Origin of the sequence: Weissella uvarum (assembly GCF_016908785.1) — a bacterium.
Classification (GTDB): Bacteria; Bacillota; Bacilli; order Lactobacillales; family Lactobacillaceae; genus Weissella; species Weissella uvarum.
In genome coordinates this window covers 211,312-237,896 of sequence record NZ_JAFBEO010000002.1, presented here as the reverse complement: position 1 = coordinate 237,896, position 26,585 = coordinate 211,312, and the positions used below count along the sequence as shown (strand labels likewise).

At 39.6% G+C, this 26,585-nt stretch carries 27 protein-coding genes, 1 pseudogene and 1 riboswitch; of the genes and pseudogenes, 24 read left to right on the top strand and 4 right to left on the bottom strand.

Annotated features, from left to right (window positions below; all coding sequences use genetic code 11):
- Window positions 1–8 precede the first annotated feature (8 nt).
- The 7 genes from htpX (at window position 9) to JOC36_RS03665 (ending at window position 7,329) form a co-directional block, all read left to right on the top strand.
- Window positions 9–893, top strand: coding sequence for a zinc metalloprotease HtpX (gene htpX, locus JOC36_RS03695; protein ID WP_205145158.1), 885 nt, complete (start codon window positions 9–11; stop codon window positions 891–893).
- Window positions 894–1,193: 300 nt separating this feature from the next.
- Window positions 1,194–2,558, top strand: a complete 1,365-nt coding sequence (rlmD, locus tag JOC36_RS03690) for a 23S rRNA (uracil(1939)-C(5))-methyltransferase RlmD (RefSeq protein ID WP_205145157.1) — start codon at window positions 1,194–1,196, stop codon at window positions 2,556–2,558.
- Between the two features lie 110 nt (window positions 2,559–2,668).
- A complete protein-coding gene (locus JOC36_RS03685; protein ID WP_205145156.1) occupies window positions 2,669–3,376 on the top strand; it encodes a 2,3-bisphosphoglycerate-dependent phosphoglycerate mutase in 708 nt (235 codons plus the stop codon).
- Between the two features lie 102 nt (window positions 3,377–3,478).
- Entirely contained in the window at window positions 3,479–4,459 is a 981-nt protein-coding gene (locus JOC36_RS03680) for a Gfo/Idh/MocA family protein (protein ID WP_205145155.1), read from the top strand.
- A 9-nt stretch (window positions 4,460–4,468) separates the two neighbouring features.
- Window positions 4,469–5,800, top strand: coding sequence for a DEAD/DEAH box helicase (locus JOC36_RS03675; protein WP_205145154.1), 1,332 nt, complete (start codon window positions 4,469–4,471; stop codon window positions 5,798–5,800).
- Window positions 5,801–5,911: 111 nt separating this feature from the next.
- Entirely contained in the window at window positions 5,912–6,574 is a 663-nt protein-coding gene (locus tag JOC36_RS03670) for a redox-sensing transcriptional repressor Rex (RefSeq protein WP_205145153.1), read from the top strand.
- A 23-nt stretch (window positions 6,575–6,597) separates the two neighbouring features.
- Window positions 6,598–7,329, top strand: coding sequence for a class A sortase (locus JOC36_RS03665; protein WP_205145152.1), 732 nt, complete (start codon window positions 6,598–6,600; stop codon window positions 7,327–7,329).
- Between the two features lie 191 nt (window positions 7,330–7,520).
- On the opposite strand, the gene JOC36_RS03660 is transcribed toward JOC36_RS03665, so the two are convergent.
- Entirely contained in the window at window positions 7,521–8,180 is a 660-nt protein-coding gene (locus tag JOC36_RS03660) for a metal-dependent transcriptional regulator (protein ID WP_205145151.1), read from the bottom strand.
- Window positions 8,181–8,330: 150 nt separating this feature from the next.
- Here JOC36_RS03660 and JOC36_RS03655 point away from each other — a divergent pair, with 150 nt between their 5' ends.
- The 8 genes from JOC36_RS03655 (at window position 8,331) to JOC36_RS03620 (ending at window position 17,042) form a co-directional block, all read left to right on the top strand.
- Entirely contained in the window at window positions 8,331–8,618 is a 288-nt protein-coding gene (locus JOC36_RS03655; RefSeq protein WP_205145150.1) for a hypothetical protein, read from the top strand.
- Window positions 8,619–8,890: 272 nt separating this feature from the next.
- Window positions 8,891–10,282: a hexose-6-phosphate:phosphate antiporter gene (gene uhpT, locus JOC36_RS03650; RefSeq protein WP_205145149.1), complete on the top strand. Its 1,392-nt coding sequence runs from the start codon at window positions 8,891–8,893 to the stop codon at window positions 10,280–10,282.
- Between the two features lie 134 nt (window positions 10,283–10,416).
- Window positions 10,417–10,869 (top strand): DUF3290 domain-containing protein, encoded by a 453-nt coding sequence (locus tag JOC36_RS03645; RefSeq protein ID WP_205145148.1) that lies wholly within the window; start codon window positions 10,417–10,419, stop codon window positions 10,867–10,869.
- Window positions 10,869–11,543, top strand: coding sequence for a DUF421 domain-containing protein (locus JOC36_RS03640; protein WP_205145147.1), 675 nt, complete (start codon window positions 10,869–10,871; stop codon window positions 11,541–11,543). The genes JOC36_RS03645 and JOC36_RS03640 overlap by 1 nt, the downstream gene beginning before the upstream one ends.
- A 284-nt stretch (window positions 11,544–11,827) precedes the next feature.
- Window positions 11,828–12,529, top strand: coding sequence for a CPBP family intramembrane glutamic endopeptidase (locus JOC36_RS03635; RefSeq protein ID WP_205145146.1), 702 nt, complete (start codon window positions 11,828–11,830; stop codon window positions 12,527–12,529).
- Window positions 12,530–12,747: 218 nt separating this feature from the next.
- The gene (locus JOC36_RS03630; RefSeq protein WP_205145145.1) at window positions 12,748–13,899 is read left to right on the top strand and encodes a zinc metalloprotease; all 1,152 of its coding nucleotides are present in this window, start codon (window positions 12,748–12,750) and stop codon (window positions 13,897–13,899) included.
- 232 nt (window positions 13,900–14,131) lie between these two features.
- On the top strand, window positions 14,132–15,970 hold the full coding sequence (locus JOC36_RS03625) for a hypothetical protein (RefSeq protein WP_205145144.1): 1,839 nt from the start codon (window positions 14,132–14,134) through the stop codon (window positions 15,968–15,970).
- Window positions 15,971–15,983: 13 nt separating this feature from the next.
- Window positions 15,984–17,042 (top strand): glycoside hydrolase family 25 protein, encoded by a 1,059-nt coding sequence (locus JOC36_RS03620; RefSeq protein WP_205145143.1) that lies wholly within the window; start codon window positions 15,984–15,986, stop codon window positions 17,040–17,042.
- A gap of 65 nt (window positions 17,043–17,107) precedes the next feature.
- On the opposite strand, the pseudogene JOC36_RS03615 reads toward JOC36_RS03620, so the two are convergent.
- Window positions 17,108–17,755: pseudogene (locus JOC36_RS03615) on the bottom strand (tyrosine-protein phosphatase); the annotation flags it as partial.
- 12 nt (window positions 17,756–17,767) lie between these two features.
- Window positions 17,768–17,866: a tyrosine-protein phosphatase gene (locus JOC36_RS08700; protein WP_239517520.1), complete on the bottom strand. Its 99-nt coding sequence runs from the start codon at window positions 17,864–17,866 to the stop codon at window positions 17,768–17,770.
- Between the two features lie 281 nt (window positions 17,867–18,147).
- Between JOC36_RS08700 and JOC36_RS03610 the strand changes: the two genes are divergently transcribed.
- The 3 genes from JOC36_RS03610 to JOC36_RS03600 all read left to right on the top strand — a co-directional run bounded on the left by JOC36_RS03610 (window position 18,148) and on the right by JOC36_RS03600 (window position 19,482).
- On the top strand, window positions 18,148–18,585 hold the full coding sequence (locus JOC36_RS03610; protein ID WP_205145142.1) for a hypothetical protein: 438 nt from the start codon (window positions 18,148–18,150) through the stop codon (window positions 18,583–18,585).
- Window positions 18,586–18,606: 21 nt separating this feature from the next.
- Window positions 18,607–19,029 carry a DUF4231 domain-containing protein gene (locus JOC36_RS03605; protein WP_205145141.1) on the top strand — a complete coding sequence of 141 codons (423 nt, stop codon included), beginning with the start codon at window positions 18,607–18,609 and terminating at the stop codon, window positions 19,027–19,029.
- Window positions 19,030–19,131: 102 nt separating this feature from the next.
- Window positions 19,132–19,482: an iron-sulfur cluster biosynthesis family protein gene (locus JOC36_RS03600; protein ID WP_205145140.1), complete on the top strand. Its 351-nt coding sequence runs from the start codon at window positions 19,132–19,134 to the stop codon at window positions 19,480–19,482.
- 50 nt (window positions 19,483–19,532) lie between these two features.
- On the opposite strand, the gene JOC36_RS03595 is transcribed toward JOC36_RS03600, so the two are convergent.
- Window positions 19,533–20,093: a folate family ECF transporter S component gene (locus tag JOC36_RS03595; protein WP_205145139.1), complete on the bottom strand. Its 561-nt coding sequence runs from the start codon at window positions 20,091–20,093 to the stop codon at window positions 19,533–19,535.
- A gap of 40 nt (window positions 20,094–20,133) precedes the next feature.
- A riboswitch (THF riboswitch) is annotated at window positions 20,134–20,228 on the bottom strand.
- A gap of 158 nt (window positions 20,229–20,386) precedes the next feature.
- On the opposite strand from JOC36_RS03595, the gene JOC36_RS03590 reads away from it, so the two are divergent.
- From JOC36_RS03590 to JOC36_RS03565, 6 genes are all read left to right on the top strand, one after another.
- Entirely contained in the window at window positions 20,387–21,235 is an 849-nt protein-coding gene (locus tag JOC36_RS03590; RefSeq protein ID WP_205145138.1) for a homoserine kinase, read from the top strand.
- 15 nt (window positions 21,236–21,250) lie between these two features.
- Window positions 21,251–22,243 (top strand): ribose utilization transcriptional repressor RbsR, encoded by a 993-nt coding sequence (gene rbsR / locus JOC36_RS03585; RefSeq protein ID WP_205145137.1) that lies wholly within the window; start codon window positions 21,251–21,253, stop codon window positions 22,241–22,243.
- Between the two features lie 19 nt (window positions 22,244–22,262).
- Window positions 22,263–23,249, top strand: coding sequence for a DUF3114 domain-containing protein (locus JOC36_RS03580; RefSeq protein WP_205145136.1), 987 nt, complete (start codon window positions 22,263–22,265; stop codon window positions 23,247–23,249).
- 161 nt (window positions 23,250–23,410) lie between these two features.
- A complete protein-coding gene (locus tag JOC36_RS03575; protein WP_205145135.1) occupies window positions 23,411–24,595 on the top strand; it encodes an aminotransferase class I/II-fold pyridoxal phosphate-dependent enzyme in 1,185 nt (394 codons plus the stop codon).
- A gap of 124 nt (window positions 24,596–24,719) precedes the next feature.
- A complete protein-coding gene (locus JOC36_RS03570) occupies window positions 24,720–25,901 on the top strand; it encodes an aminotransferase class I/II-fold pyridoxal phosphate-dependent enzyme (RefSeq protein WP_205145134.1) in 1,182 nt (393 codons plus the stop codon).
- A gap of 12 nt (window positions 25,902–25,913) precedes the next feature.
- On the top strand, window positions 25,914–26,537 hold the full coding sequence (locus JOC36_RS03565; RefSeq protein WP_205145133.1) for an ECF transporter S component: 624 nt from the start codon (window positions 25,914–25,916) through the stop codon (window positions 26,535–26,537).
- Window positions 26,538–26,585 lie beyond the last annotated feature (48 nt).

The following is a 26,585-nucleotide window of genomic DNA, read 5'->3' as shown; positions in this document are numbered from 1 at the left end:
AGGTAATCATGTTATACGAGCAAATTACTAAAAATAAACGCAAAACAGTGCTGTTATTATTTGGTTTTTTCTTGTTTACAGCGCTTGTTGGCGCGGCGTTAGGGTACTATCTTATGCGTAGTGCCTCGGCTGGCATTTTAATTGCGGTGGTCGCTGCTGGAATATATGCTTTGTATACGATTGGCCAATCAACTGATATTGTTATGTCGATGAACAATGCTCAAGAAATTACACAGGCTGATCAAGCGCCAGAGCTTTGGCATATTGTTGAAGATATGGCGCTGGTCGCTCGGGTACCGATGCCACGTGTGTTTATCATTGATGATGCGAGCCCAAACGCTTTTGCAACTGGAAATAAGCCAGAAAATGCGGCCGTTGCAGCAACCACGGGAATTTTGGCACGCCTTAATCGTGAAGAATTAGAGGGGGTTATGGCTCACGAAATGACTCACGTCCGTAATTACGATATTCGGGTGCAAACCTTGGCGGTTGCTCTGACATCGATTATTACAATGCTGGCTAATTTCGGAACAAGTTTTTGGGGCTGGTCATCACGAGATGATGATCGTGATACAAATATTTTTGGTATCTTGCTTTCTTTTGTCGTGATGTTATTGGCGCCTTTAGCCGCAACCATTATTCAGATGGCGATTTCACGGAATCGTGAATATTTAGCTGATGCTGGTGCGGTGGAGTTAACTCGGAATCCACAAGGCTTAATTGATGCGTTAACTAAAATTTCCAATAGCGAGCCGATGTCAGAAGACAATGTCGCACCAAGTAGTGCGGGTTTGTATATTAGCGATCCGCTTAAACAAGATAGTCGATGGAGTCATCTATTTGATACCCATCCACCAATGGAAAAGCGCTTAGAAGCTTTGCGTCGAATGTAGGATGACGTTAAATAAAAAGGCACGCCTAGTTAGGCGTGCCTTTTTATTTTGGTGGTGAGTAAGGGCCTTTGAATGACAAAAGGAAAAATAAGCATTCAATAGAATAGTCGCTGATCTTTTAATCCTAAATGCTGACGGTGTTAGATAGGTGTAATTGCCTAGCACGTTTTATGTGTACATAATTTTACGAGAATAGACTAGAGAACTAGTGAACTTCGTGCAGTTTTTTCATGTTACGTAAAAGTGTGCTATACTATTTTCTTTAATGGTTGTCGAAAAGACCAAAAGGAGAGTTTTAAAATGAAGAAAAAAGCACCGGTTACTAAAAACCAGGAATTTGAAGCCACAGTCGTTGATTTGACTTACGATGGAAATGGTGTTGTGAAGTACGATGATTTTCCAATCTTTGTCACCAACGCTGTGCCGGGTGAAAAAATTATTGTTGGTGTGACGAAGGTTACCAGCAATTACGGATTTGGACGTGTTGTTAAGCGTCTAAGTGAATCACCAGATCGTAACGCTGACATTGATGCGAAAGTCCTTCAATCAGGGGTGGCGCCATTGGCCCACCTTACGTATCCTGCCCAATTAAAGCACAAGCAAAAGCAAGTTGCCGATGTGTTCAATAAGCAACACGTCGCTGTTGATGTGGCACCAACGATTGGCATGGAAAACCCATGGGGCTATCGGAACAAGGCACAGATTCCAGTTCGCGAGATTAATGGTGAATTGACGACAGGTTTCTATCGCCGCGGTTCACATCGTTTGCAACCAATGGAAGATTTTTATATCCAAGACCCAAAGATTGATGAAGCCATCGTTGTAATTCGTGATATTTTGCGTAAGTATCACGTGGCTGCGTATGATGAAGTTAATCATAAGGGAGTGGTACGGACAATCATGGTGCGTCGTGGATACTATAGTCATCAAATGATGGTTGTTTTGGTCACGCGTGCCAAGCGTTTGCCAGCGGCAGAATACATCGTTAATGATATTCGCGAAGCATTGCCTGAAGTTGTATCAATTATTCAAAATGTGAACCAAGAAAAGACGAATGTTATCATGGGTGACCAGAATAAGGTTCTATGGGGTCAAAAGGCGATTAAGGATACTTTGCTTGGTAAGACTTTTGCCATCGGACCAAATTCATTCTATCAAGTTAACCCAGCTATGACTGAGGTCTTATATCAAACAGCAACAGAAAAGGCTGAATTAAAGCCTACAGATGTCGTGATTGATGCCTATTCTGGTATTGGAACCATTTCACTAACGATTGCTGATCATGTTAAATCCGTTTTGGGTGTGGAAGTGGTACCAGAAGCTGTTGATGATGCTAAGCGAAATGCTGACATCAATGGTACTGATAATGTGCGCTTTGAACTTGGTAAGGCGGAAGATAAGATGGTTCAATGGGCTGATGAAGGTCTAAAGCCGGATGTCATTTTCTTGGATCCACCACGTAAGGGCTTGACGCAAGAATTGATTGATGCAGCCGTTAAAATGGCCCCCGAAAAGGTTGTTTACATTAGTTGTAATCCAGCAACCTTGGCTCGTGATGTTGCGCTCTTTGAAGCACAAGGTTATCGAGTCAATGGAGATGTCCAACCCATCGACCAATTCCCACAAACAACCCACGTTGAATCAGTGACTGTTTTAACTAAATAAGTAAATTTAGATAGTAATCATACGTTGATTACTATCTTTTTTGTTGTATCGTGAGATAATATATAGCAAAACATTCTGAAATAAGTGGGACTTTGGAAGGGGTAGCACAAATGGCAAAATTGGTAATCATGCGACATGGTCAAAGTGAATGGAACGCGAAGAATTTGTTTAATGGTTGGATTGATACTAATTTAAGTGAAACGGGTGTGGAACAGGCGCAACATGCTGGTCAACAGTTGAAGGCGACAGGCATTGCGTTTGATTATGCTTATACCTCTTTGTTGAAACGGGCCATTAAAACCCTGCATATCTTACTTGAGGAGACTGATCAATTATTTGTCCCTGAGTCCAAAATATGGCGTTTGAACGAACGTCATTATGGGGCTTTGCAAGGGATGAATCGTGATGTTGCCCGTGAAAAGTGGGGAGCTGAACAAGTTCATATTTGGCGCCGCGCTTATGATGTATTGCCACCCCAAACTGATGCCTTGCCAGCGCAGGTTGAAGTTGATGGAGAAATTTATCCAGCTATGGATCGGCGTTATGCTGATTTAGCAGAGAATCAGTTACCTCATGGTGAAAGCCTGGCCCTGGCTTTGGCGCGAATTCAACCTTATTGGGAACAAGCAATCGTGCCTAAACTACAAACTGGTCAAAATGTGCTCATTGTGGCTCATGGTAGCACAATTCGGGCTTTAACTAAGATAATTGAAGGCATTTCGGATGCGGATATTATGCATGTTGAAATTGCTAATGCTGAACCAATTAGTTATGATTTGGATCAACAATTAAAGATTGTGAACAAACAAGCGTTTTAAGATAGAAAAGGCGTAATCAAGTGATTGCGCCTTTTATTTTGCAGTTTTTTGCCTTGTGAATGTTATACTAGTAATGACAAAACAAATACGGGGGAACTAGTGATGCTTAATTTAGGGGTTATTGGTACAAATTGGATTACGAAGATGTTTGTAGAGGCTGCTGAACAAAGTGAAGCCTATACTTTAACGAGTGTTTATTCGCGTAAAGTAGAAACTGGACAAGCTTTTGCACCCACGGCAAAGATTTATACGAATTTATCTGAATTTTTTGATAGTGGTATTGATGTCGTTTATATTGCATCGCCCAATAGTTTACATTTTGCGCAAGCTGCACAAGCGATTCAACATGATTTGCAAGTGATTGTTGAAAAATCAATTTTTTCAAATCCGACTGAATATGAAGAAATCTATTCGTTATTACGTGATCATCCAAAAGCACATCTTTTTGAAGCCACGCGTCACGTTCACCAACCAAACTTCAAGGCGATTGAAGCCCAAGTAGCAGAAATGCCAGTCGTGTCTGGCGGAACGTTTGTTTATGAGAAATATTCATCTCGATTTGACGCTTATTTGGCCGGCGAAGAACCTAATGTTTTGACACGTGAGTTTAGTGCCGGGGCCTTGACTGACTTAGGCGTTTATCCTATTTATGCGATTGTGAAGTTGTTTGGCATGCCAAAATCAAGTCACTATTTCGCAACGAAATTGGCAAATGGGGCCGATGGACGTGGGACAGCAATTTTGCGTTATGATGGCTTTGATATGACGGCACAATTTGGGAAAATGGCAACGAGCTATCAACATAGTGAATTGCTAGGTCAAAAAGATACAATTGTTATTGATAATATTGCTGAATTGAATGAAGTGCAGTATGTGGATGGTCAAGGGAATCAAACAACACTTAGCCATCCATTGACGGAAAATCCGATGTTGGCTGAGGCCAATGATTTTGCTCGAATCATTAACGCGCCAGCAGAATATGCTGATGAATATCGTGAATGGTTGTTGTTAAGTCAACGGGTTAATCAAGTTTTAACAGATTTAAGAAAGTCAGCGGGAATCGTTTTCCCAGCTGATCATTAAGGGGAATATATGCACCAGAAATTTGAAGATAAAATACAAAAAAGTGGGTTTACTGAATTAACGCCCATTCAAAAGGCTAGTTATGAACCACTCCAAGCTGGTGAATCAGTGAATGCACTCGCGCCAACCGGAACTGGGAAAACACTTGCGTTCACGTGGCCGCTTTTGGAAAATGTGGTGGCAGGTGATGGCGAACAAGTGCTTGTTTTAGCCCCCTCACAAGAATTAGCGATGCAAACAACGCACGTGATGCGAGAATGGGCGAATGAATTGGGCTTTAAAGTGCTTGCTTTAACAGGTGGAGCCAACATCAAAAATCAATTGGATCGTCTAAAAAAGCATCCAGAGATTCTAGTGGGGACACCTGGTCGTGTCGTAGAATTAATTAATAATGGTAAGTTAAAGCTAGGACGCTTACGTACTTTGGTCTTGGATGAAGCTGACGAATTAATGCGTGATGAGACAGCGCAACAAATTGATGTGATCTGGGATGCAATTGATGATGCGGATGTACAAGTGGCCATGTTCGGCGCAACTGCTGTTGATGAAACCGTTGCATCAGGTGTTTTTGATCGTGACTTTAAGTTGATTGATCAACGCGATGTTCCAATGCCTACTCAAATCAAACATGAGTTCTGGTTGACGGCTTCTGACCAAAAGAATAAACGATTACGACAATTGGCGGCCCAAAAGAAGGTGCAGGCCATGGTCTTCTTCAACACGACCAAACAGTTGAAAAATACGGCTAACTTTTTAGCACATGAACACGTAGGCATGGCCACGTTAGTACGTGGAGATTCAAGTTCAACGCGTGAAAAAGCCATGCGTTCCTTCAAAAATGGAGATGCTAAATTTCTCTTAACGACAGATGTGGGAGCACGTGGTTTGGATGTACCAGATTTGCCAATGGTAATTAATTTTGATTTGCCACGTGATGGTGAAACTTACACGCATCGCTCTGGTCGAACAGGCCGGATGGGCAAGCCAGGCTTAGTGATTACGTTTGGAAATGATCACGATGCACGCGATCTTAAGCGTTTAGTTGCAGTCGACATTGACGTGATAAAGGGTCGGCCACGTGCGTTGGAAGGTAAAACAATTGCTAAGCCGGGAGCGGGACATCAAGCTAAAGCAGCTGCCAAGGTCAACACACTTAAACCACAACATGATGATATGGTTAAGGATGCAGCACAAGCGCCAAAGCCAAAGGGAACTGCCAAGTTTGTTAAAGAAAAGGCTGCCCGGACAGAAGTGCAATCACGGGATGAGCGTTTTGCAAAAGAGAAAAAAGCTAAGCGTAAGCATAAAAAAGATAAAGGCAAGCCAAAGCCAAAACGTTAAGTAATGGCTGGAAAAGCCTTTTATGATAAAAAATTGTTACGACATTCACATAAAACACTTACTATGTTATAGTTAATGTGTGTTATTTTGTGAAATAAAAGGAGCAGGCACATGAGTGAAGACAAAGAAAAAGTGCAAGCTGTGGATAAGGAAATTCCACGTGCTACAGCTAAAAGATTACCAATTTACTATCGCTATTTAAAAATTTTGTTAGATTCTGGGATTACCCGTGTGTCATCCAGCGAATTATCAAAGGCTGTTAAGTTTGATGCTGCGACAATTCGACGCGACTTTTCTTATTTTGGAGCTTTAGGTAAGCGCGGTTACGGTTATGATGTGAAGGAATTGATGGAGTTCTTTGGTGAAATTTTGAACCAAGATAATTTGGCGTCAATTGCGTTAGTTGGTGTTGGTAATTTAGGACAAGCTTTGTTGAATTTCAATTTCCACCAAAGTTCGAATGCCCGTATTTCAGCAGCATTTGATATTAATCCCGATATGATTAATACAGTGCAAGCTGGTGTACCGATTTATAGTATGGATGATTTGGAAAAGCAAATTCAAGACCAACGGATTGAAGTCGCTATTTTAACGGTACCTGCTGAAGTTGCACAAGATACAGCCAAGCGCTTAGCAGATGTTGGTATTCAAGGCATTTTGAACTTCACTCCCTTGCGATTAGATGTGCCAAAAGAAGTGCGTGTTCAAAACGTTGATCTCACAAATGAATTACAAATTTTATTGTATTTTATCAATCATTTTGATAAAGATTAATGGAAGCGTTATGTGAGTAATTTATGGCAGAAAAAACAAAACAAACAAAGAAGAAGCGCCGTTGGTGGTCGACTGTCTTATACGTGGTGCTGATTATTATTGCGCTAGGTTTGATTTTTCATAATCAGATTGCAGCCTTTAGTATTAGCCAATTTCAACCTAAAGTAACGCAAAAAAGTGTTGAAAAAGGGCAGAAAGATAAAAAGAATGCCAATTATGATTGGACAAAAGTTAACACCTTGGATTCACAACAGCTATTAAAAGCACGAGCTAATGCTGGCAAAGTGAATTTTATCGGCTATGTTTCTGTTCCAGCGATTGGCCTATCAGTGCCGATTGCAAATGGGGTTAGTGATACGGTCCTATCATTAGGAGCAGGTACATTGAATGAAAATCAAAAGATGGGACAAGGCAATTATGCGTTGGCAAGTCATTTCATTCAGGGCGAGTCAGGTAAAAAGTTATTATTCTCACCAATTTACTATCATGGTAAAAAAGGGCAAAAAATTTATCTTACTGATATGAAGCGGGTCTACGAATATAAGACTACTAGTTACCGAACGGTGAAACCAACGGATGTACAAGTGGCCGATCCAGTTCCTGGACGTAAGATGATAACTTTGATAACATGTGATTATACGGCTGAAAGAGGTCGGGTCATTATGCAAGGTGATTTAACGAAGCAGATGAAATTTAAAGACGCCCCCGCGTCAGTCTTGAAATCGTTTGAAAAAGACAATCGATGGATTAAATAGATGGAGGTATTAAATCATGGCTAAGCAAGATAAGAAACAAGGCGGATCAGGACGTTTCGTCGCTTTGGTTGGTTTGGGTATGGCACTTTACAATGTGTACAAGGCCCTTAAGAGCTACCAAAAGAGCAAGTAAGTAAATGAGAAAACCCCGTTAGCGTAGGCGCTAACGGGGTTTTCTTTTTTTAGCGATTTTAGGCTGGCTCAATATAAATAAATTCTGCTGCATGACGTGTGATTTGCAATTCGCGTTCACCGTCATTTAGAATTAGTGGGCCATCAAATGGTAAACGTTCTTTAACCGTCCAGGTTGAATTGAGGGGCAAACCAATTGTTTCAACATAACGAAGTAGTTCTAAGTCTTCAGTGAAAGCATGAATCTTTATGGTTTGTCCATCTTTGGCATCATACAAGTTCTTTAACTTTTCTGGTGCATAGTTGTAACTTGAATCAGGGATTGGAAGCCCCTGGGGACTGTACTTGGGATGTTCCAAGAAATTATCCAGAGCATCCATAAGTTGGCCCGTGGCGTCATGATCAAGATGATCGGCATTATCGTGGGCTACTGAAACAGGTAGTTTTAAATCTTCGGCGATAAAAGTTTCAAAAAGACGATGTGATCGGATTAACCGAATGGCAGTCTCTCGTCCAGTTTTAGTTAATGTGACGCCGTAATATGGTACGACATCAACTTCACCGCTTTCCTGCAACTTAGTAAGCATGTTTGAAACAGATGAGGGGGTCACATGTAAGTGATCGGCGATTTGATTGTTTGAAATCTTAGTTGATTCATCACCACCACTGAGTTCAAGAATTGTTTGTAGGTATTGGGTTTTTGAAACTGAATCACTCATAAAGCGTCTTCCTTAGTTTAATTAGAATAATTTACTTTTTATATTATAACATGTTTTTATCAGTCATTTTAAAGATTGAATCGACTATATTTGTTGTTGCATAAAACTATAAATTACATTAAGATAAAAATATGCAAAGGAGGGATTGCGATGGACACAAAACAAGAGGCAAAAATTAGTTTAGAGCGACTTTTAGAAAAACAACTACAAGGGCGGCCAGAATTATTTGAAGCATTCAAAAAAATGCAATTACAGGATACTTTACCTGAGCTATATGTCGGGCGTATTAGCGGTAGTTGCATTTATCGTGTTGGCTTGAATCATGTGGCTGATTCATTTGATTTGAAGTTCCGAGCACCGGGAGATCGCGATCGATTTATGATGCGGTTTGAAAGGTTGTGTCAGCAGTGTGGATACCGGCTTGTGAAGAGCTATTAGGCGGTAAGTGATCAGTCTTAAAATGGATAACAATATCTGATGATTGGCATCTCTTTTAAGGCAGATAACGTTAAAACGTGATGATGGCAGTGAATTAAAAAGATTTTCGAGAAAAGCTGACTGATTGTATAGTGACAATTAATCAGCTTTTTTCGTATCAATGTGCTGTTTTATAAAAATTAACAAATAAAATTTCACGAGTGTATTGTAAGCGCTTACTTTATAATGGTATACTTCTTGTGTTGATGTTGTCCGGGATGTAGGAGGAAGTTATGAAGAATTTTTTTGCGCTGAATAAAATTCCGCATATTGATATTTCGATTGCTGAAGAACGTAAGCAATGGTTAAAGGAATTTCTAAAAGTATTTATCGTGATTTTCGTTGTGTATGCCACGATGTATTTGATTCGAAATAATTTTAAAGCCGCGGGCCCTTTGTTGATTAAACAAATGGGCTTCACGACGACGCAATTAGGTGTGATTGGGGTTGCTTTCTCGTTTACATATGCCATCGGGAAAACTTTGTTGGGATATGTGATTGATGGGCGTAATGCCAAGCGTATTATTTCATTCTTGTTGGTTTTGGCATCAATTGTCGTTGCCATTATGGGAATTATTTTATTAGAAACGGGTAAATATACGGCCTTCTTATTGATTCTTTGGGGGTTGAACGGGTTCCTACAAGCACCAGGTGGACCTGGTTCATATTCAACGGTGTCACGTTGGACGCCAAATAAGCAACGTGGTCGTTGGTTAGGGATTTGGAATGTTTCACACAATATTGGTGGGGCGATGGCTGGTGTGCTAGCCCTCTGGGGAGCCAACGTTTTCTTCCACGGTAATGTGGCCGGAATGTTTATTGTGCCAGCCGTGATTGCCTGTGCTGTTGGTGTAATTGGCATGTTTGTCGGTAAAGATGATCCTGAAGAACTTGGTTGGGATGATGCTGCCACAATTTGGGGTGAACCTGAAAATGAAGAAGATCTTGAAGCTGACAAAATGTCAAAGGGTGAGATTTTCAAGAAATTTGTGTTGAAGAACCCAATGGTTTGGATTTTAGCAGTAGCAAACGTCTTCGTTTATATTGTTCGGATTGGTATTGATAACTGGGTGCCGGTTTATTCTTCACAAGTATTAGGCTTTACAGATTCACAATCAGTCCAAACGCTTTTCTATTTCGAAATGGGTGCGATTGTTGGATCACTTTCATGGGGCTTTATTTCAGATTGGCTTAATGGCCGTCGCATGGCTACGGCTTTGATTTCAGTGGTCTTAGAATTTGGGGCCATTTATGCTTATTCAGTTGTTCATACGCCATGGGCTTTGTATGCTACTTTGGCCGTTTTGGGTTGGTTGGTCTTTGGACCGCAACTTTTGATTGGAGTCTCAGTAATTGGATTCGTCCCTAAGGCAGCTGCCTCAGTGACTAACGGAATCGTTGGAACTTTTGCTTATCTCTTTGGAGACTCGATGGCCAAGGTTGGGCTAGGTTTGATTGCTGACCCATCGAAGCAAGGAATTAATTTCTTAGGCATGCATTTGCATGGCTGGGCAGCCACTTTTGGTGTCTTCTACGTGGCCTTGGCAATTGCAATGATTTTGATGGTAATTGTGGCGATTGCAGAAGAGCGCCGGATTAAGAATAATCAAATTGAAGCATCATAATGCATTAAAATAAAAACTAAGTCAGCTCAGTTGAGCTGGCTTTTTTAAATGGAACTTAAATTAAAGATTGAACAAAACCTTTTTTTTGCTAAACTAGGTATATTGAAATAAAAACAGTTAGGAAAATATTGTAAATGACATTTTATACTATTGAGTTTCTAAAAACACAAAGCAATATGAACAATATCATTAAGTGGGCAGTTTTAGGTTTCTTTGTGATTGTGGGCATTTTCTTTGCCGTTAAGTATTTTAAAAAACGTCGTGAGGGACGTTATCGTGATGTCGCAGTATTGGTGTTGTTAGCCAGCGTATTTACGATTGGCTTGTTACTCCAAGATGCGGATGGTTTAAAGCAAAGCAATAAATCACAATTGACGTCAGTAATGGAACAAGTTGCTAAAAAGGAAGGCGTACCTGAAAAAGACGTTGCCATTAATAGTACAACGCTTAATTCAGATATGGTTGCTAAAGCAAAAGATAAGTATTATCAGGTGCTTTTTAATAGTGATATGAATTCATTCACCCTTAACCCAATTAATCCGGTTGCACCAAAGAGTCAAATTCAAGTAAAGGATGGCCAAAACTAATGGATAGTTATATGAATGTTTTTATCAAATTGGCGGTAGGAATTTTAGCGCTAATTATTCAAATTAACATTTTAGGAAAAGGTAATTTGGCACCAATTTCAGCCATGGATCAAGTGCAAAATTATGCTTTAGGTGGCATTATTGGTGGGGTTATTTATAACAAATCAATTTCTGCTTTACAATTTGTGATGGTGTTGATTATTTGGACTTTCCTCGTGCTTTCATTGAAAGTACTTAAGCAATATAGTTATAAGATCAAAACGATTATTGATGGATCTCCGGTTGTGGTCATTCGAAAAGGTGAGATTGAGATGGATGCCGTCATGTCGTTAGGACTTTCGGCAAATGAATTGATGTTTAAGTTACGTTCAAGTGGTTTTGATGAAATTAAAGAAGTTAAATTAGCGATTTTGGAGCAAAATGGTCAGTTGACCGTTGATCAATATGGTGAGAGCGATACTAAGTATCCAATCATTCAAGATGGTCAAATCAATCAAATGTTGTTGAGTGTGCTTGATAAAACTGATGATTGGGTTGAAGAACAAGTTGCCAAACAATACCCAGGGCGTAAGGCTGCTGATATTTATCTAGGTGAATTGATTAATGATGAAATTGTCTTGTATCCATTTCCAGATGCAAAAAAAGGACATGCAAAAGTAAAAAAACATCATTAAAGTGAGTAAAAAACGATAGATTAACTGGAGTGAATCAGTGAATCTGTCGTTTTTTTTGACGAGTTAATCACGAAAAAATTTTTGAATTTTTTGATGCAAGGTGCTTTTTTTGAAAAAATTTAAAAATTAAACAAAACCTGATGGGGTAAGGGCTGCGGGCAATCAAAGTTAGTAAAACGTTGAAATTTAAAAAGAAAAGCATATCTATTGTAAATTTACATATGGTAAAATGATTGACCTTGAGAGATGTTTTAATTTCAAATAAAAAATTATGGAGAAAAATAATGTTTAAAAAAATGTGGAACTTGAAATACTTAAGTGCCCTGTTGGTAATTCCAGCGATTGTCTATGTTCCGGTCTTATTGACCGGCAATAAAACAAGCCCGGTGATTGAACATAATCCTTGGTTACAGGTATTAATTGCAGGTGTGACCTATATTCCGGTCTTTTTCTTAGCAATTTTTTATTGGAGTGATGGAATTCTAAAGCCGGATTGGAAAAAATGGCGTGAAAAATGGATTTCACGTTTCATTATCGCTTTCAGTACGGCTGCCTTTATGTTGGTTTTGATTGTTCCTTTGGCAAGATTCTTGGGAAATACTTTAGCGCCATATGTTTCTATGTCAGCGGCCGCGTTCTTTACGCAAAACTTGCCTACAATTTTGTTGATGTTGATTCCTTTATTGTCAGCTTTTACGGAAGAAATTGTTTATCACCACGCCTTGATTGAACCATTTGCTGACAGTAAGTGGCAGTACCTTGTGATGTCTTTGGTGTCAAATGTGATGTTCACGCTAATTCATATTAATAATGCGGACTGGAAGCTAAGTAACTTAATTATGTATTTCTTGTTAGGGGTTGTTTTCCAAGTAATTTATATGTTCAGCCATAAGAACATTTGGCAAAATATCATGACGCATTTGATCTATAATTCATTTATTGCTGTGCCAACAGCAATAATCATGCTGGTAACCGCTTTTATGTAAGCTAACCATTAACGATTGAATTGCTCTATTATGAGTAATTCAGTCGTTTTTTTATGCCCAAAAGTGACATGCGACTTTTTACTGCTTTACAAGTGCAATAATTATATTGTTGAAAAATTATTAATTCAACACGGCTACACAGAATTGTCTGTGTGGCTTTTTTTATTCCAAAAATTCGGGCCCCGTTTTCAACGGAAGAATCTTTGGAGGAAAACAACATGACAGAATTCGCAAATACAACTCCTTATTCGAACGTAAATGGAGCAATCGCAACGGGAATTTATACAGATGCAGAAATTGAAAAGTTAACTGCAATTGCTCATGGTACAGAATACAATGGTAATACTAATTTTGATGGCGTCTACACAGATGGTGTGTATGTTAATGGAACGAGCCCATATTTAAACTTGGTTGGTGCTGATGGCGTTTTAAAGCTATATAATCAATCGGCGTATTTGCCTAAAGCGGCTCAATCAGCGGTGGCGGGATTTTGGAATGCAATTGCTGGGACTGAGATTGTGCGCTTTGTTGATAATGTAGCTGATAGCGATGAAGTGATTCATGATGTGGCTGGTGATACAGGGGTTTTGGGGGCACAAACGTATGATGGTCGTGGCCTAATTTTTTATCCTGATGCGTGGCATACTAGTAATTTAACTCCAACTCAAGAAGAAACATGGCATATTTCATTGTTCCTACATGAAATTGGACATGCCTTAGGTATTCCACATCTTGGTGGTGGTGTAGATGGTGTAAATGCAGGTAATGCTAGCCGTTTTGGTGATGAATTGATGGGACCTTGGACGGTGACTAAACATCCAGAAGGTATTAAAAGTACATTGGTTGATGCTGCAGCACTTGCTGTGGCAGCTTTAACATGGCGTAAACCACGCCGTATCGCCGATTGGGTACTTAATGACGGTAATAAATTAGCCCGGGCCCTCTATAACAATCGACAAGTGATGTTAACGATTCCTAAAAAACTCACGCAAGCGGAGAAGTGGCAAGATTGGAGTACAGTTAAAACTTATTCACTAGAAAATGACTATTTTGATCGGCCAATTACAATTTCAATTCAATCAGGAATTGTTGTGATTACTGTAACGGGATATTTGAAAAAAGACCTTAACGCTGAGGATATCGTCGTTGCCAATACGAGAAACTTGACGGGGCTTTCATTGCCAACCAATGATATGCGCGGCACAATTGTTGATGTGACTGAACCTGAAAGTAAAGGTGGTGTTGTTGGCTTGACCGGATGGAGGCCCAACGGGGATATTTTTCTTAATTTGAATATGGAATATAAGAAAACATTGAATCATTATTTAAGTGGTTCAGTAACTGCAGCTTCGACTGCAAAGCTAATTTAACACATAGCGAAAAAAGCCTTAGCACTTGTTCAACAGGAATAAGTGCTAAGGCTTTTTTTATTGTCTGTTTTAAAAAACAACCATGCGACTTTTTACTCCTTTACAGGTGCAATAATTATATTGTTGAAAAATTATTAATTCAACACAGCTACACAGAATTGACTGTGTAGCTTTTTTATTCCAAAAATTCGGGGCCCCGTTTTCAACGGAAGAATCTTTGGAGGAAAACAACATGACAGAACGACAAGCAACTAAATTCTATGCTGGACCAAATGGATTGATTAGTAAGGATGTTTATACACAACAAGAACTCATGAAATTGACTGATTTATTACATGGATCAGAATTTGTAGGTATTACAAGTACCGACAGTTTGATGGATTATCGCTATGTGTTAGGTGGTAGGCCAATTACTAGCTTAGTTGGAGCAGATGGAGTGCTACAAATTTATAATAACTCAACATTTGTTTCAGATACGATTGTTCAACATGCTGCTGATTTTATCAATGCGTTAGCTGGGGTAGAGGTAGTGCAGGTAGTGAAGGATAAGAGTCAAGCTGATGAATGGGTATCTGATGCGATTGTTGCTGATAATGGGGCGCTGGCCGCACAAACTTATAATGGTGACGGTATACTCATGTATCCAAATAGTTGGCGTGTATCACAATTCAATGATCAACAGTTGCAAAATATTAAAGTTGCTGTGTTGGTGCACGAATTATTACATGCTATGGGTGTGACACATTTAACCGGTGGTTACTTGGGAGAAAATGGTAATAAACGTGGAATTGGAACGGACGAACGAGATGGATTTAGCTATGGGAAGTTACAGGCTGCTGCTTTGGCCGCTGCGGCTACTAGTTGGGAATGCCCTCGGCGCGTAGCCGATTGGGCAGTCAAAGATGGTGATTTTAAAGTCGCTTACAAGGAGGGTAAAATCACGACAGACATTCCTGATAGCTGTGGTCGAACTTTTCAAAACAAGCCAATTACTCAAGGCTTAGCGATTGATAGTTTGGATAATATCTTAGGTGATGAACATACAATTACTTTCCCAATTCGAATTAATCAAAATTATAATGTGTATGCGTTTAAACAAACATCCATTTTGGAAAAAGCAGCATATGTGAATACTACGAAAAATTTTGGGTGGATTGATCAGGTCTTGGAAGGTCAAGCAATGTATCAATCAACCAAAGGCTTGTATTACTATAAAGTTAAGTTTGATGGGGAAAGCTATCTGATTAATTCTGGTGCGGTTGATAGCCATGTTAATTATATTGATAACGCAATGGTTAAGACCATGGAAGATGATTACCGACAATTGAAAATGGTGAAAAAAGCGAATAAATATATCTTTAACGAGGAGTGGTATCGAGCACCAATCAAGACAAATGCTGAACTCGATGGAGATAATGCTGAATTGGTCAATAGAATCGTTAATATTGAACAGCGGTTAGATACAGTAAACGGGCCGTATTACAAAATTTTCTATAATCATAAAAATTATGTTATCCATGCCGATGCCTTTGAAAAGAAAGTGTTGATTAATAATGAATTAGTCACAGAAAAATCAAAGATCACTAACCAGTCATTTATTGTTGTTGATAATCAAATGTTATACCAACTTAAGGATGACGGTTATTCAGAGAGTGCAACTTTGGTCGGGACGACTTCAAATATGAATCTTATCGGACAAAAGTTTGTGGTGACACAAAAATATATTACGGAAAGTAAGAAAGTGTATTATCGTATAGGGGATTATATTGTTTCGGAAAATGCTTTGATGATTGACGATGGCATGGGAAATATGGTCATTATTGATGGTGATCGAATTATTACGCCGGGTCAAAAGATTAGTAAGACAGTCGAAATTGTTAATAATTACAATGTATATCAGTTTAACGAGCAAGCAGGCATTGTTATTGCAAACATGGTCGGAATGACGCTAAGTAAAAAAATTGTAGGTGAAAAATTTACTGCAACAACAAAGTATGTAACTGAGAAGAACCGAGAGTATTATCGTGTGGGGGATTATGTGATTCAACCAGGTGCTTTCAAATTCTTATAAGGTTGGTGCAGTGATGAAATCTAATATATGCCGAGTCTTGTTGTATATGTTTTTGTTAATTACAACAGGAATTGGTATTCCAGAAGTTTCAGCTGATAGTTTTGGAACGGATGTCTCGAGTCACCAGGGAGTAATTGCCTATAAAGCAAATGGGTTTCAATGGGCGCACATTAAGTTGACTGAGGGGACAAACTATGTCAATCCATATGTGACTGCCCAAGAGGCCCAAGCTAAGCGTGAAAAAATTCCATACGGATTTTATATCTATCTAAAGAGCGCTGAAAGTCCGGAAGCTCAAGCGCGCTTTGCTTATCGTATGTTAGGCAAGGCAGATGCAAGCAATCCTAAAATTACGATTTGGTTGGATGTTGAAGAAAATACTTGGGATGGTAATCATTTTCGAGGGGATGAACCAAAACGTTTTTTGGACGAATTTAAGCGCCTGTCAGGGCGCAAAGCAACGGGTGTGTACATGAATCGGGAAATGATTTTTGCCCATCCTTGGTATGACTTAAAGGGGTACAAACTATGGCAAGCTATTTACCCTACAACTGGGAACACACAATATTATCCATATGCAAGTTGGCTTAAGACCCAAACCACTCATTTACCAACGTTTGGTAAAGCCGATATTGTCCAGTATGGCGATGGCGGTGGTTTAGATTGGAACTATTGCTATGGTGATTATCATGCGCTAACAGGTGTCAAGACAGCCCTCCATGTGAAAAGTAAACCATGTGTTAAGAGGAGTAGCAAGCTAACGGCAAGCTTTAAACAGATTTATGTGTTGGATGCTTGGCATCAAATTGGCAACAAATGGTATGCTTCAAATCGAGACTTTAGTATCCCAATTGAAGACTATCACAACTACATTCCTGCCCAAGCGATAACGTTAACTGATCGTTTTGGTAAAAAATTGAAAAATCAATGGGGGTTGGACAATAATGGGCAAATTGAATACTTTATGTTAAATGGGAAGTATCCGGTTCTAGCAAGGGCCGGGGCGCAGATAAAGTTGGAAATTGCTGGAGAACCAGTGTGGTTACATCGAAAATACGTATTACTTAATTAATTTTAAAATAAAAAGCCTTAACCACAACCTGTAAAGGAGATATGGTTAAGGCTTTTTTTAATGATTTATTCAAGGAATTCCTTACGGAAGTCTTCAACGAACTTGTCATCTAAGCCAAGTCCTTCCTTAAGATAGTTATCAAAGTTACCGTAGTGTTCATTAATCACGTCATTGGCGTGCTCTAGGTATGACTTATCAACGTTAAGGGCTACCTTTAAGGCATTTAATTGTTGTTCTGAAACATCACCCTTCAAGTGCTCAATGATTTGATCATTGGCCTTCTTACGCATTTGGTTTGTTTCAAGATAGTCTTCCATGATTTGTTCATCAGAAGCACCTAGAATCTTAAGAATCAAGGCAGCTCCGAAACCAGTTCGATCCTTACCAGCGAAACAATGGAAGATTGAAGGCTGTGGGTTCTCGAGCATTTCTGTAAGGAACTTGTGATAACCTTCTTGGGCTGACTTACTCAAAACAAGTTGCTCATAAGTTTGAAGCATTGACTTATTAATGTTATCAGCATGGGCCAACATATCTTCGATTGAAGCACTGTTTGATGTAGCAGAAGCTAACATGTCAATGTTTTCATAGTCAACGCCATCCATATCAGTATCTGGTGCTGATTGGACTTCGTTTTGACTCCGGAAATCAAAAATCTTCTTTAGGTTTTTGTCTTTAACAAGGTAATCGATGTCATCTTGCGTCAAGTCAACTAATTGACCACTTCATAGGAAAATACCAGGCTTTACCTTTCCATAACCAGTTTGAATACCACCAATATCACGGAAATTTACGATCTTTGAATCTTTATTAGTATCTGTCATAATAAAAAGCTCCTCAATTAATAAGTATAAGATTTCAAGCGAACAGTGTATTTTTCTGAAGCGCTTTCTTCCGATTTAGCTATAGTATAAATTTAGCTATAGTATAACATGATGATTAAATTAGTGTACCTTTAATTTTATATTTGTTTTGCTTGTTATTTGTACATTTTTTAAAATCATATCTGATACTAGACTGAAGATATGCTATAATTTTTATGCTTATGGGTAATATTGAAAAGATATATCCGAATTAATAATTAATTTGTTTTGGGGGAGCGGTTATGGTTGAAGCAAGTGGATTTTCAGATTTTGAAAAACAAGCGATGAAAGATCGGGCGCTTGAATTACGTCGTGAACAAGAAAATAAACGGAGTAAGAAAAATCCAGAAGCAGATGTATTAGAGGCGATTGCGGAAATGCCAAGCGAAAGTGCTTACTTAGCGGCAAAGATACATGCTTTAGTTTATCAAATTGTCCCAGAAGTTAAGTGTAAAACCTGGTATGGGATGCCAGCATATTTGAATTCGGATGGAAAAGTTGTTGTCTTTTTTCAAGATGGTGTGAAGTATCAATCACGTTATTGTACCCTGGGTTTTCAAGATGCTGCACAATTGGATGATGGTGCTTTTTGGCCAACAGGATATGCCTTAACGGACTGGAATGATGCTATCGAACAGCAAATTACTCAACTAATTAAAAAGGCTTTTGCCGTTAAATAAAAATGGAGTGGGAAAGTAATTATGGACAAAACAATCGAGTCGAAAGAACAAATTTTACAAGCAATTGATGTGACTGATGAAAAACTAGCGAAACGCTTGAAGTTATACAAAACATTATCATCAATCAGTAATATCACGCGAATTGTGCTATCAGCATCAATTCCAATTTTAGTGTCAATGGCTTCACACAATATTAAGTTACTAGTCTTCGTTTCAATCGCTGGTGCATTGACCGGGATTATTCAAGGTGTTGATTCTTATTATGATCTTTCAACAAAGATTGCGCAGATTCAACAAACCATCCTGTATGTGAACAAGGAAAAGCTGTTATTAATGTCGGGCAACGAGCCTTATAATTCAGCGAGTGAAAAGGATAATGTACAACGGTTTATTGGCAATATTATTGATGAACTGGATGATGAAATGTCAGATTTTAACGATTAGTACGCCAATAAATAAGGTGGTTAAATCTGTGACATCTTAAGGCCATTTTATGGATTTGTTACTATAATATAACTTATTAAAAGGAAGCAGGAGGCGTGTAAGATGAAGTTAACATTTAAAGATGATGCTAAGCAAAAGATTGAACAACACATGCGTGAAGACACAAAACTTGTGTTAGATTTTGATGATGGGGTTGGCCCATTCTCAGATGAAGCCACATGTACGTTGGACTTGGCGTTCCACGTCGTTTTGGCTCGCCCAGATCAGTTAACACATGATTTTGATGATACAATCGAAAGCAACTTGGGTGATGTTTACGTTAAAAAGTATTCGGAAGCTCAAATGGATGAGAACATGACCTTGAGTATGGATAAGTACTTGAACCTTAGCCTAAAGGGTGATGGTGGTACTTTGGATGACCACGTTATCTTGGTTGATGTTCAAGATAAATAAAATAATAAAAAAAGGACGAAATCCACGGATTTCGTCCTTTTTATTTTGTCTTAGAATTGTGGAAAAATTTCACGTTGTAAGCGATTAAGGCTTTGATTATTTAAAATCCAGTATAGTAACACAGATTGAATCGGCCAGAAGATGATTTGCTTCATTGCGCGAGCTGTTACCATGGTCATAATCATGTGTTCGTTATTCCAGGCATTTTGCAGTGTGATGACCCAAATGGTGTTTAGAAAAACGTTCACAATTAGTAATACCAAACCTGTGGTAATGATAATACGAGCCCAAGATAGATGCGGATGATTATAAAAAGCCAGCCCGTAGATTAAGGCACTTACTGCTGCAGACAGGGTGAAGCCGAGAAAGAACGGCTGCCCTGCGCTTAATAATGTAGCTGAAATTAAATCGCAAATAATCGCAACTAAGGTTGTCCAAACCGGACCATACCACTTAGCCAAAAGGCCGAGTGGGATGAATGTAAAACCTATTTTCAACCAATCGGGACCAATTTGAACCCGGTTTAAGATGATGAGTAGCGCAGCTAAAAGTGCCATTAAGGCTAGCTGACGCGCATTGAGACGGGGGAAAGATTGCTTAAATGTTTTCATTTTGAAAACACCTCCTATAAAATTGGAGGGTTTCACCGATAACAGTGAATGCGACCTTAACATCGCGGATTTTTCCTTCGTTTGTAGCTCACATTCCGTTTCTACAACACTTGACGCATTAAGGCCTACCCTGTGTGACAAAAGTATACAAATAGAGTATAGCACACTAAAAATTAACCAGGTAAAATGCCTCTAATATTTTAGTAAAATCCTATGGTAAAACGTGATAGAATAAGTTAATTAGAAGTTAAATAAATGAATTAAATCATAGAGAATCAACAAGGAGTACACACATGGAAATTTTCATTCCAGCAACATTAGCAAATTTTGGGCCTGGTATGGGATCAATGGGAATACCACTTTCGGTGGGATTGACAATTGAAGTGGGTGCCCCAACACAAGCATGGACGGTTACAGATCCATTTGATGGTGTTTATGGCATCAATGAAAAACACTACATGGTTCAAATTGCCAATAATTTAGCACCGCAAATTACCCCGCACGCCATTGAAATTAAAGCGGATTTGCCAACTTGGGCGAATATGGGAGTGCAAGATGCGCTAATTCTCGGTGGGATTGAACTGGCTAACCAATTGGGTCAATTGAATTTAGATGATTTCACTAAATTGACATTAGCTGCTCGAACTGCACAGGACCCAGCCCATGTGGCTGCGGCGTTGTTGGGGCAACCAACGGTAAGTTATTTGGAACAAGGGGATGTTTACGCTAGTGGTTTTGTTTTTCCACAATATGGCATCTTGCTTTATATTCCAGAAAATGATGCAACCGTTAAAACACCGGTACCTGAGTCAGTCAGCTATACAGATGCCGTGGCAGCTAATGCTGGGGGAAACATGCTAATGGCCGCTTGGCAAAATCAACAAGTTCAGTTAGCCGGGCAACTGCTAGAAAATGATCATTTACAACCTGAAGCACCAGAAAATAAAGCTTTGCTGTCAATCCGGCAAGCAGCCCATGCTTTGGGAGTATATGGCACGGTCTTGCTTGAAAAAGGGCCTCTGGTTGGGACTTTTGTTGCGCCTGAGCAAATGCAAGATTTGCAAGATGTCTTAGCATATGTCGCATTAGATGGATATTTGGAACCAATATCAATGGGGACGCGTGGTATCACCGTCAATTAAAGTAGGAGAGAAAAGATGAAGAAAGCGTCAATTAAAGATGTGGCTCGGATTGCGGATGTTTCAATCGCAACAGTCTCACAAATTTTAAATAATAAAGGGGAACGTTTCTCGGAGGCGACGCGGGCTAAGGTTTATGCCGCACGTGACGAAGTCGGGTACGTTCCAAATCTAAGTGCTCGGAGTCTTAAAAGAAACAGTCACATTCTAATTGGGGTGATTGTACCAACTTTGAGTTTGCCTTATTTTGGATCGTTCGTTCAAGCGATTCAAGATTTATTACCGCCAAATGTTAGCTTATCAATTATGTCTGGGGAACAAGAACAGGCCAATGAAGCAGTTGAACGTTTAGCAGAAAATGGGGCTAGTGGAATTATTGTGGTGAGTCAGTTATCTGAACCAACAGAAGTTGCCCAATTATTGAAACAACGTGGCATTGCCATGGTAGTTACTGAAAATCATGCTAAGTTGGAAGATGCTGACGTTGTTTATACCAAAGACAATGAAGGTGGTCGCTTTGCTGCCGAACATCTCTTACAACAAGGACATCAACATGTCGCTTTATTAGGGAATCAAGTCTTTACGGATAATTTAGCGTATCGCGCGGAAGCCTTTAAGGCAACAATGGCTGAGGCTGGTGTGAAAGTTAGTGAAATTACGACGCATAATTTATCAAAGCAATCGGGTCAAGCGGCGGCGATGGCAGTTTCAATTTCACATGCCACAGCGACTTTTGCTTTAAATGATGAATTAGCAATTGGCTTAATTTCTGGATTGTCTAAGATGGGTTGGCGTGTGCCAGATGATATGTCAGTGATTGGTTATGATGACACTGATTATGCTGCCTTTTACCAACCTGGTTTGACGACAATTCATCAGCCAGTAGATGAAATTGCAAAGTTAGCGCTAGATATTTTAATGCAAAGAATCGAAAATGCTAAAACTGAGCGCCAAAAGATTGCAGTTGATGTAAATCTAGTTGAACGTGCTTCAACAAAAAATGTGAAATAGAATAGGTTGGAAGAAAGTTATGGGGAATAAATCAACATTCCGTCAAGATGATCCTGGCTATCATCATTTAGCTGTGGGTGAACAGATAACCCAACTAAACTTGGATGGCTGGCCTAAAGATGCACTGGATTTGTATCGAAATGAGTTGAAAAGGCTTGATCAATCAAACTTGATTGACCAAGCGGCTAGTCAGATGCGGTTATGGTACGATGCCCACCGAGTGGGTTCGGATTTATTTACGCGGATGTTTTTTAAAAATTATCGCCCGAGTCAAAAGCATGCAGCGGAGCGAATCGATTTATTAGATCATTTGTTGGGACTTGAGCTTGATGCGGATAATTTTGTCCAAATGACGCGCCTAGGTATTTGGCAAGAGCGGGGCAACACGCCTAGTTTATATTATTTGCATTTGGATGATTTTGAACAAGCTAAGGACTACCAAACTTTTGCAAATGGGGTTGCCCGTTTAATGTATGCTAAGTACCAGACTCGAGCGGAACACTTCTTTGGTCGTCCATCGATGATGATGTTAAATAATCCAATTGATCATCAGCTTCGATATTATTTAGGTAAACCAATGATCGATTGGGTTCGCAACAAGCAAATGACGCGCCGTGATTTAATTGATTTTTCAGAGAAATATTTAAATCGTAAGGTGCGTTATACACAAGCGACATATCATAATCGGGGGGTTGCTGATCAATCTAATCAGAAAATTGTCTTTAGTGATTATCATCTTGAATTTATTTTTGATAAACATGATCAAATCGTGTCGATTTGGAACGCACTCGAAAACCATATGCAGATTAAAAATGATGGCTCAGTTCGATTTAAACAAGCTATCGATTTATATTCACGTGCTGAGCTACAGGACGTTGCGAATACAGAGTCGTTAAATTATGCCAAACATGGTGGAAAGATTCATGATTTATTGGATGGTGATCCATCAGTTCGTGGGCGGGGAAATGAACCCAAATTGCGGGACCATGCGAAGACACTATTTTAAAATTTCGTGATTTATAACATACAGACGGACTAAAATTGTGTATACTAGTCTTTAGAATTTAAATGACGTACAAAAAAGATGTAATTGTTTTAATAGTACGGAAATGACGCTAAATATCCTGAGAGATATGCAATTGACCAGTGAGTCAGAAGGAGTACAAAATGCCAGACGTAAAGCCAACTTTAGCAAATCAACATAATCAACAACTTGCCAAGATTCTACCATCACCCATTCGGGTTATTGATGCAGAATTTTCTAAGGTACCTGGTTTGATTAAATTGACGCTAGGTGAGCCAGATTTTGCCGTACCAGAGCACATTAAAGCAGCAGCTAAACAAGCGATTGATGATGATGATTCACATTATGCCAAGCCAAATGGTCATGCTGAATTGCGACAGACAATTAGTCAATATTTATCACAACGCTTTGATACCCCCGTTTATGATCCAGATACAGAAGTGACGGTAACAATGGGGGCTTCTGAGGCTTTGTATGCAACGATGGCCGGATTATTTAATCCTGGTGATGAAATTATTATTCCAACGCCATCATTCCCAATGTATGAAGCAATTGCTGAAATTTTAGATTTGCAGGTGGTTGAGCTTAACACTGCGCCAGATTTTCGTTTAACACCGGAGAAATTAGAACCGGTATTGACTGCACATCCTAATGCCAAGGGAATTTTGATTAATTATCCTTCTAACCCAACGGGGGTTGCTTATAATGAACAAGAAGTTGCAGCTTTAGCTGACACGCTGCGCCAGCATGACTTGATTGTCATTTCTGATGAAATTTATGCTGAATTGGTCTTTGATGCAAAACACACGTCATTGGCTAAGTTATTACCAGAACAAACGATTTTGGTGAGTGGACTTTCTAAGTCACATGCCATGACTGGTTACCGGATGGGCTATGTTGCTGGGCCAGCGGAGTTGATGCAACATGTCACTAAGATGCATCAATTCTTAGTTACGACGGCTCCAGGTCCAATGATGGCAGCGGCAAACGAAGCTTTGAAGAATGGCTTGGATGATGCTAAAACAATGCGTGATGCATATCGTGAGCGCCGGGATTTGGTCTTAGAAGGCATGCAAGCGGCTGGCTTTGAAGTGATTCGACCTAGTGGTGCTTTCTATCTCTTTGCCAAAATTCCAGATGAGTTAGGCATGGATGATATGACCTTTATTCGCGATTTAGCACAAGAGGCCTTGGTTGGTGTAGCACCGGGTTCAATTTTTGGAGCAGGTGGTGAAGGGCACATTCGTCTATCATATGCAGCTTCGACTGAAGAGTTAACTGAAGCCATGAAGCGCATTCAAACATACATGCAACAAAAGCTTAATTAAGTTAATCATTGAAAAGTTCAGGGAACTGAGCTTTTTTATTAACGATTTTTTACGTGGCGTGAATTGTTTTTTCAATGAATGCGGCGTGGTACAATAGTTTAACGAAAAGAAACGAGGGGAAAATATGTCTGAAAATGAATTTGTCCAACCATTGAGTCGAATGGTGACTAATATTACTGAAGATCAATTAACCGATTTTCAAAAAATGGTTAGTGGTATTCCAGATTTAGTGCGTTTAACTTTTGGTGAGCCTGGCTTTGATGTTGATGATACGATTAAGCGGGCGATTGTTGAAGCCGTTGAAGACAATAATTCGCATTACGCTGAGTCGCAAGGTGATTCAACGTTGCGCCAAGCCGTTATCGATTATTTTAATCAAAAATATGATTTGAACTACCAAAGTATTGATAATGTTATCGTCACAGAAGGTGTTTCTGAAGCAATTAATGTTGTGCTCATGGCTTTGTTGAATCCTGGAGACGGCCTAATTATGCCTGAACCAGTTTATTCAGCATATTTTCCTGCCCTAGATATTGCGCATGGCAAACAAGTTAAAATCAATACACGGCCAGATGATTTTAAAGTGACACCAGCTAGTGTCGAAAAAGCATTGGCGGAGGCAGATGTCCAAGTTAAAGCAATCTTATTGAATTATCCCAATAACCCAACAGGGGTGACTTATACTAAAGCAGAGCTGCAAGCACTCGCTGAAGTCTTCAAAAAACACCAACTTTGGGTGATTTCGGATGAAATTTATGCGGAATTAACTTATGATCAAGACCATGTATCATTAGCAAGCATGCTACCTGAACAAACGATTTTATTGAATGGATTATCAAAGTCGCATGCGATGACGGGTTATCGGGTTGGCTTTATCATGGGTCCAGTTAACTTTATTGAACAAGCGCAAAAGATTCATGAAGCTTTGGTCTTTGCTTTGCCAGGTGCAATTCAAGCGGGAGCAACAGCGGCCTTGACGCAAGCAACCGATGCCCCTGAGAAGATGAAGGCGATTTATAAGCAGCGCCGTGATTGGTTAGTTCCAAAATTGGAAGAACTTGGCTTTGAAGTTGCGAAGCCTTCAGGGGCCTTCTATGTATTTGCAAAGATTCCAGAAAAGATGGGTCACGATGGTTTTGCCTTTGCTAAAGATTTAGCATTTGAAGGCAAAGTAGCTGTAATTCCTGGCGGCGCCTTTTCGGATGATACAAAAAACTATGTTCGGATTTCATATGCAGCTTCTGATGAAGATTTGCATGAAGGCATTCGGCGTATGCAAAATTATTTTGCCAAACAAGACAAATAAGGAGATAACGTTATGAACGCGCAGTCACAAAAGAGTCGGCGTTTAGTATTGACGGCATTGTTTATTGCCATTATTCTTGTTCAATCATTAGTACCCTGGTTGGGGACCTTGCCAATTGGTGCCTTTTTCTTAGGTGCTTCAGTGACCATTATTACTTTTACGGTAGCGATTGGTGCGATGATTTTGGGCCCTGGAACTGGAGCCTTACTAGGAGCTGTTTGGGCGGCTTATTCATGCTGGCATGCATGGACATCTGCCGCAAGTATCGGGGCTTTAATGTTCCGTAATCCAATTACGGCCTTCGTACCACGTATGGCAGTTGGTTTCTTAATTGGTTGGCTATACTGGACCTATGTCAAGAATCGGCCATGGAAGCAACAGAAGTGGTATCTTTGTGGTTTAGGGGCGCTATCAGCTTTCATTAATACTGCTTTAGTATTAATAATCACCTGGGTAAGTTTTAAGGTGATGAACACATCATTTACTGGCATTCCACGGACAGGCTTAGCAACTTGGTTGATTACAACGATTGCAGGAACCAACGGGTTGTTTGAAATGATAGCCGGAGCAATTATTGTGCCATTGATTGGTATTCCGGTTTTGAAAAGTGCTAAAAGAAACGGTTTAATGGAGTAAAAGGAAAGGGAGTTGCGAAAGCAGCTCTTTTTTATTTATTTATTTATG

Bases quoted from the DNA above. Each gene is read 5' to 3' on its own strand.
- uhpT (WP_205145149.1), top strand. From the start codon at position 8,891: ATGAAGAATTTTTTTGCGCTGAATAAAATTCCGCATATTGATATTTCG.
- JOC36_RS03630 (WP_205145145.1), top strand. From the start codon at position 12,748: ATGACAGAATTCGCAAATACAACTCCTTATTCGAACGTAAATGGAGCA.
- JOC36_RS03685 (WP_205145156.1), top strand. From the start codon at position 2,669: ATGGCAAAATTGGTAATCATGCGACATGGTCAAAGTGAATGGAACGCG.
- JOC36_RS03670 (WP_205145153.1), top strand. From the start codon at position 5,912: ATGAGTGAAGACAAAGAAAAAGTGCAAGCTGTGGATAAGGAAATTCCA.
- JOC36_RS03635 (WP_205145146.1), top strand. From the start codon at position 11,828: ATGTTTAAAAAAATGTGGAACTTGAAATACTTAAGTGCCCTGTTGGTA.
- JOC36_RS03605 (WP_205145141.1), top strand. From the start codon at position 18,607: ATGGACAAAACAATCGAGTCGAAAGAACAAATTTTACAAGCAATTGAT.
- JOC36_RS03595 (WP_205145139.1), bottom strand. From the start codon at position 20,093: ATGAAAACATTTAAGCAATCTTTCCCCCGTCTCAATGCGCGTCAGCTA.
- JOC36_RS03620 (WP_205145143.1), top strand. From the start codon at position 15,984: ATGAAATCTAATATATGCCGAGTCTTGTTGTATATGTTTTTGTTAATT.
- htpX (WP_205145158.1), top strand. From the start codon at position 9: ATGTTATACGAGCAAATTACTAAAAATAAACGCAAAACAGTGCTGTTA.
- JOC36_RS03645 (WP_205145148.1), top strand. From the start codon at position 10,417: ATGACATTTTATACTATTGAGTTTCTAAAAACACAAAGCAATATGAAC.
- JOC36_RS03675 (WP_205145154.1), top strand. From the start codon at position 4,469: ATGCACCAGAAATTTGAAGATAAAATACAAAAAAGTGGGTTTACTGAA.
- JOC36_RS03655 (WP_205145150.1), top strand. From the start codon at position 8,331: ATGGACACAAAACAAGAGGCAAAAATTAGTTTAGAGCGACTTTTAGAA.
- rlmD (WP_205145157.1), top strand. From the start codon at position 1,194: ATGAAGAAAAAAGCACCGGTTACTAAAAACCAGGAATTTGAAGCCACA.
- JOC36_RS03680 (WP_205145155.1), top strand. From the start codon at position 3,479: ATGCTTAATTTAGGGGTTATTGGTACAAATTGGATTACGAAGATGTTT.
- JOC36_RS03640 (WP_205145147.1), top strand. From the start codon at position 10,869: ATGGATAGTTATATGAATGTTTTTATCAAATTGGCGGTAGGAATTTTA.
- JOC36_RS08700 (WP_239517520.1), bottom strand. From the start codon at position 17,866: ATGACAGATACTAATAAAGATTCAAAGATCGTAAATTTCCGTGATATT.
- JOC36_RS03575 (WP_205145135.1), top strand. From the start codon at position 23,411: ATGCCAGACGTAAAGCCAACTTTAGCAAATCAACATAATCAACAACTT.
- JOC36_RS03580 (WP_205145136.1), top strand. From the start codon at position 22,263: ATGGGGAATAAATCAACATTCCGTCAAGATGATCCTGGCTATCATCAT.
- JOC36_RS03665 (WP_205145152.1), top strand. From the start codon at position 6,598: ATGGCAGAAAAAACAAAACAAACAAAGAAGAAGCGCCGTTGGTGGTCG.
- JOC36_RS03610 (WP_205145142.1), top strand. From the start codon at position 18,148: ATGGTTGAAGCAAGTGGATTTTCAGATTTTGAAAAACAAGCGATGAAA.
- JOC36_RS03625 (WP_205145144.1), top strand. From the start codon at position 14,132: ATGACAGAACGACAAGCAACTAAATTCTATGCTGGACCAAATGGATTG.
- JOC36_RS03590 (WP_205145138.1), top strand. From the start codon at position 20,387: ATGGAAATTTTCATTCCAGCAACATTAGCAAATTTTGGGCCTGGTATG.
- JOC36_RS03600 (WP_205145140.1), top strand. From the start codon at position 19,132: ATGAAGTTAACATTTAAAGATGATGCTAAGCAAAAGATTGAACAACAC.
- JOC36_RS03660 (WP_205145151.1), bottom strand. From the start codon at position 8,180: ATGAGTGATTCAGTTTCAAAAACCCAATACCTACAAACAATTCTTGAA.
- JOC36_RS03565 (WP_205145133.1), top strand. From the start codon at position 25,914: ATGAACGCGCAGTCACAAAAGAGTCGGCGTTTAGTATTGACGGCATTG.
- rbsR (WP_205145137.1), top strand. From the start codon at position 21,251: ATGAAGAAAGCGTCAATTAAAGATGTGGCTCGGATTGCGGATGTTTCA.
- JOC36_RS03570 (WP_205145134.1), top strand. From the start codon at position 24,720: ATGTCTGAAAATGAATTTGTCCAACCATTGAGTCGAATGGTGACTAAT.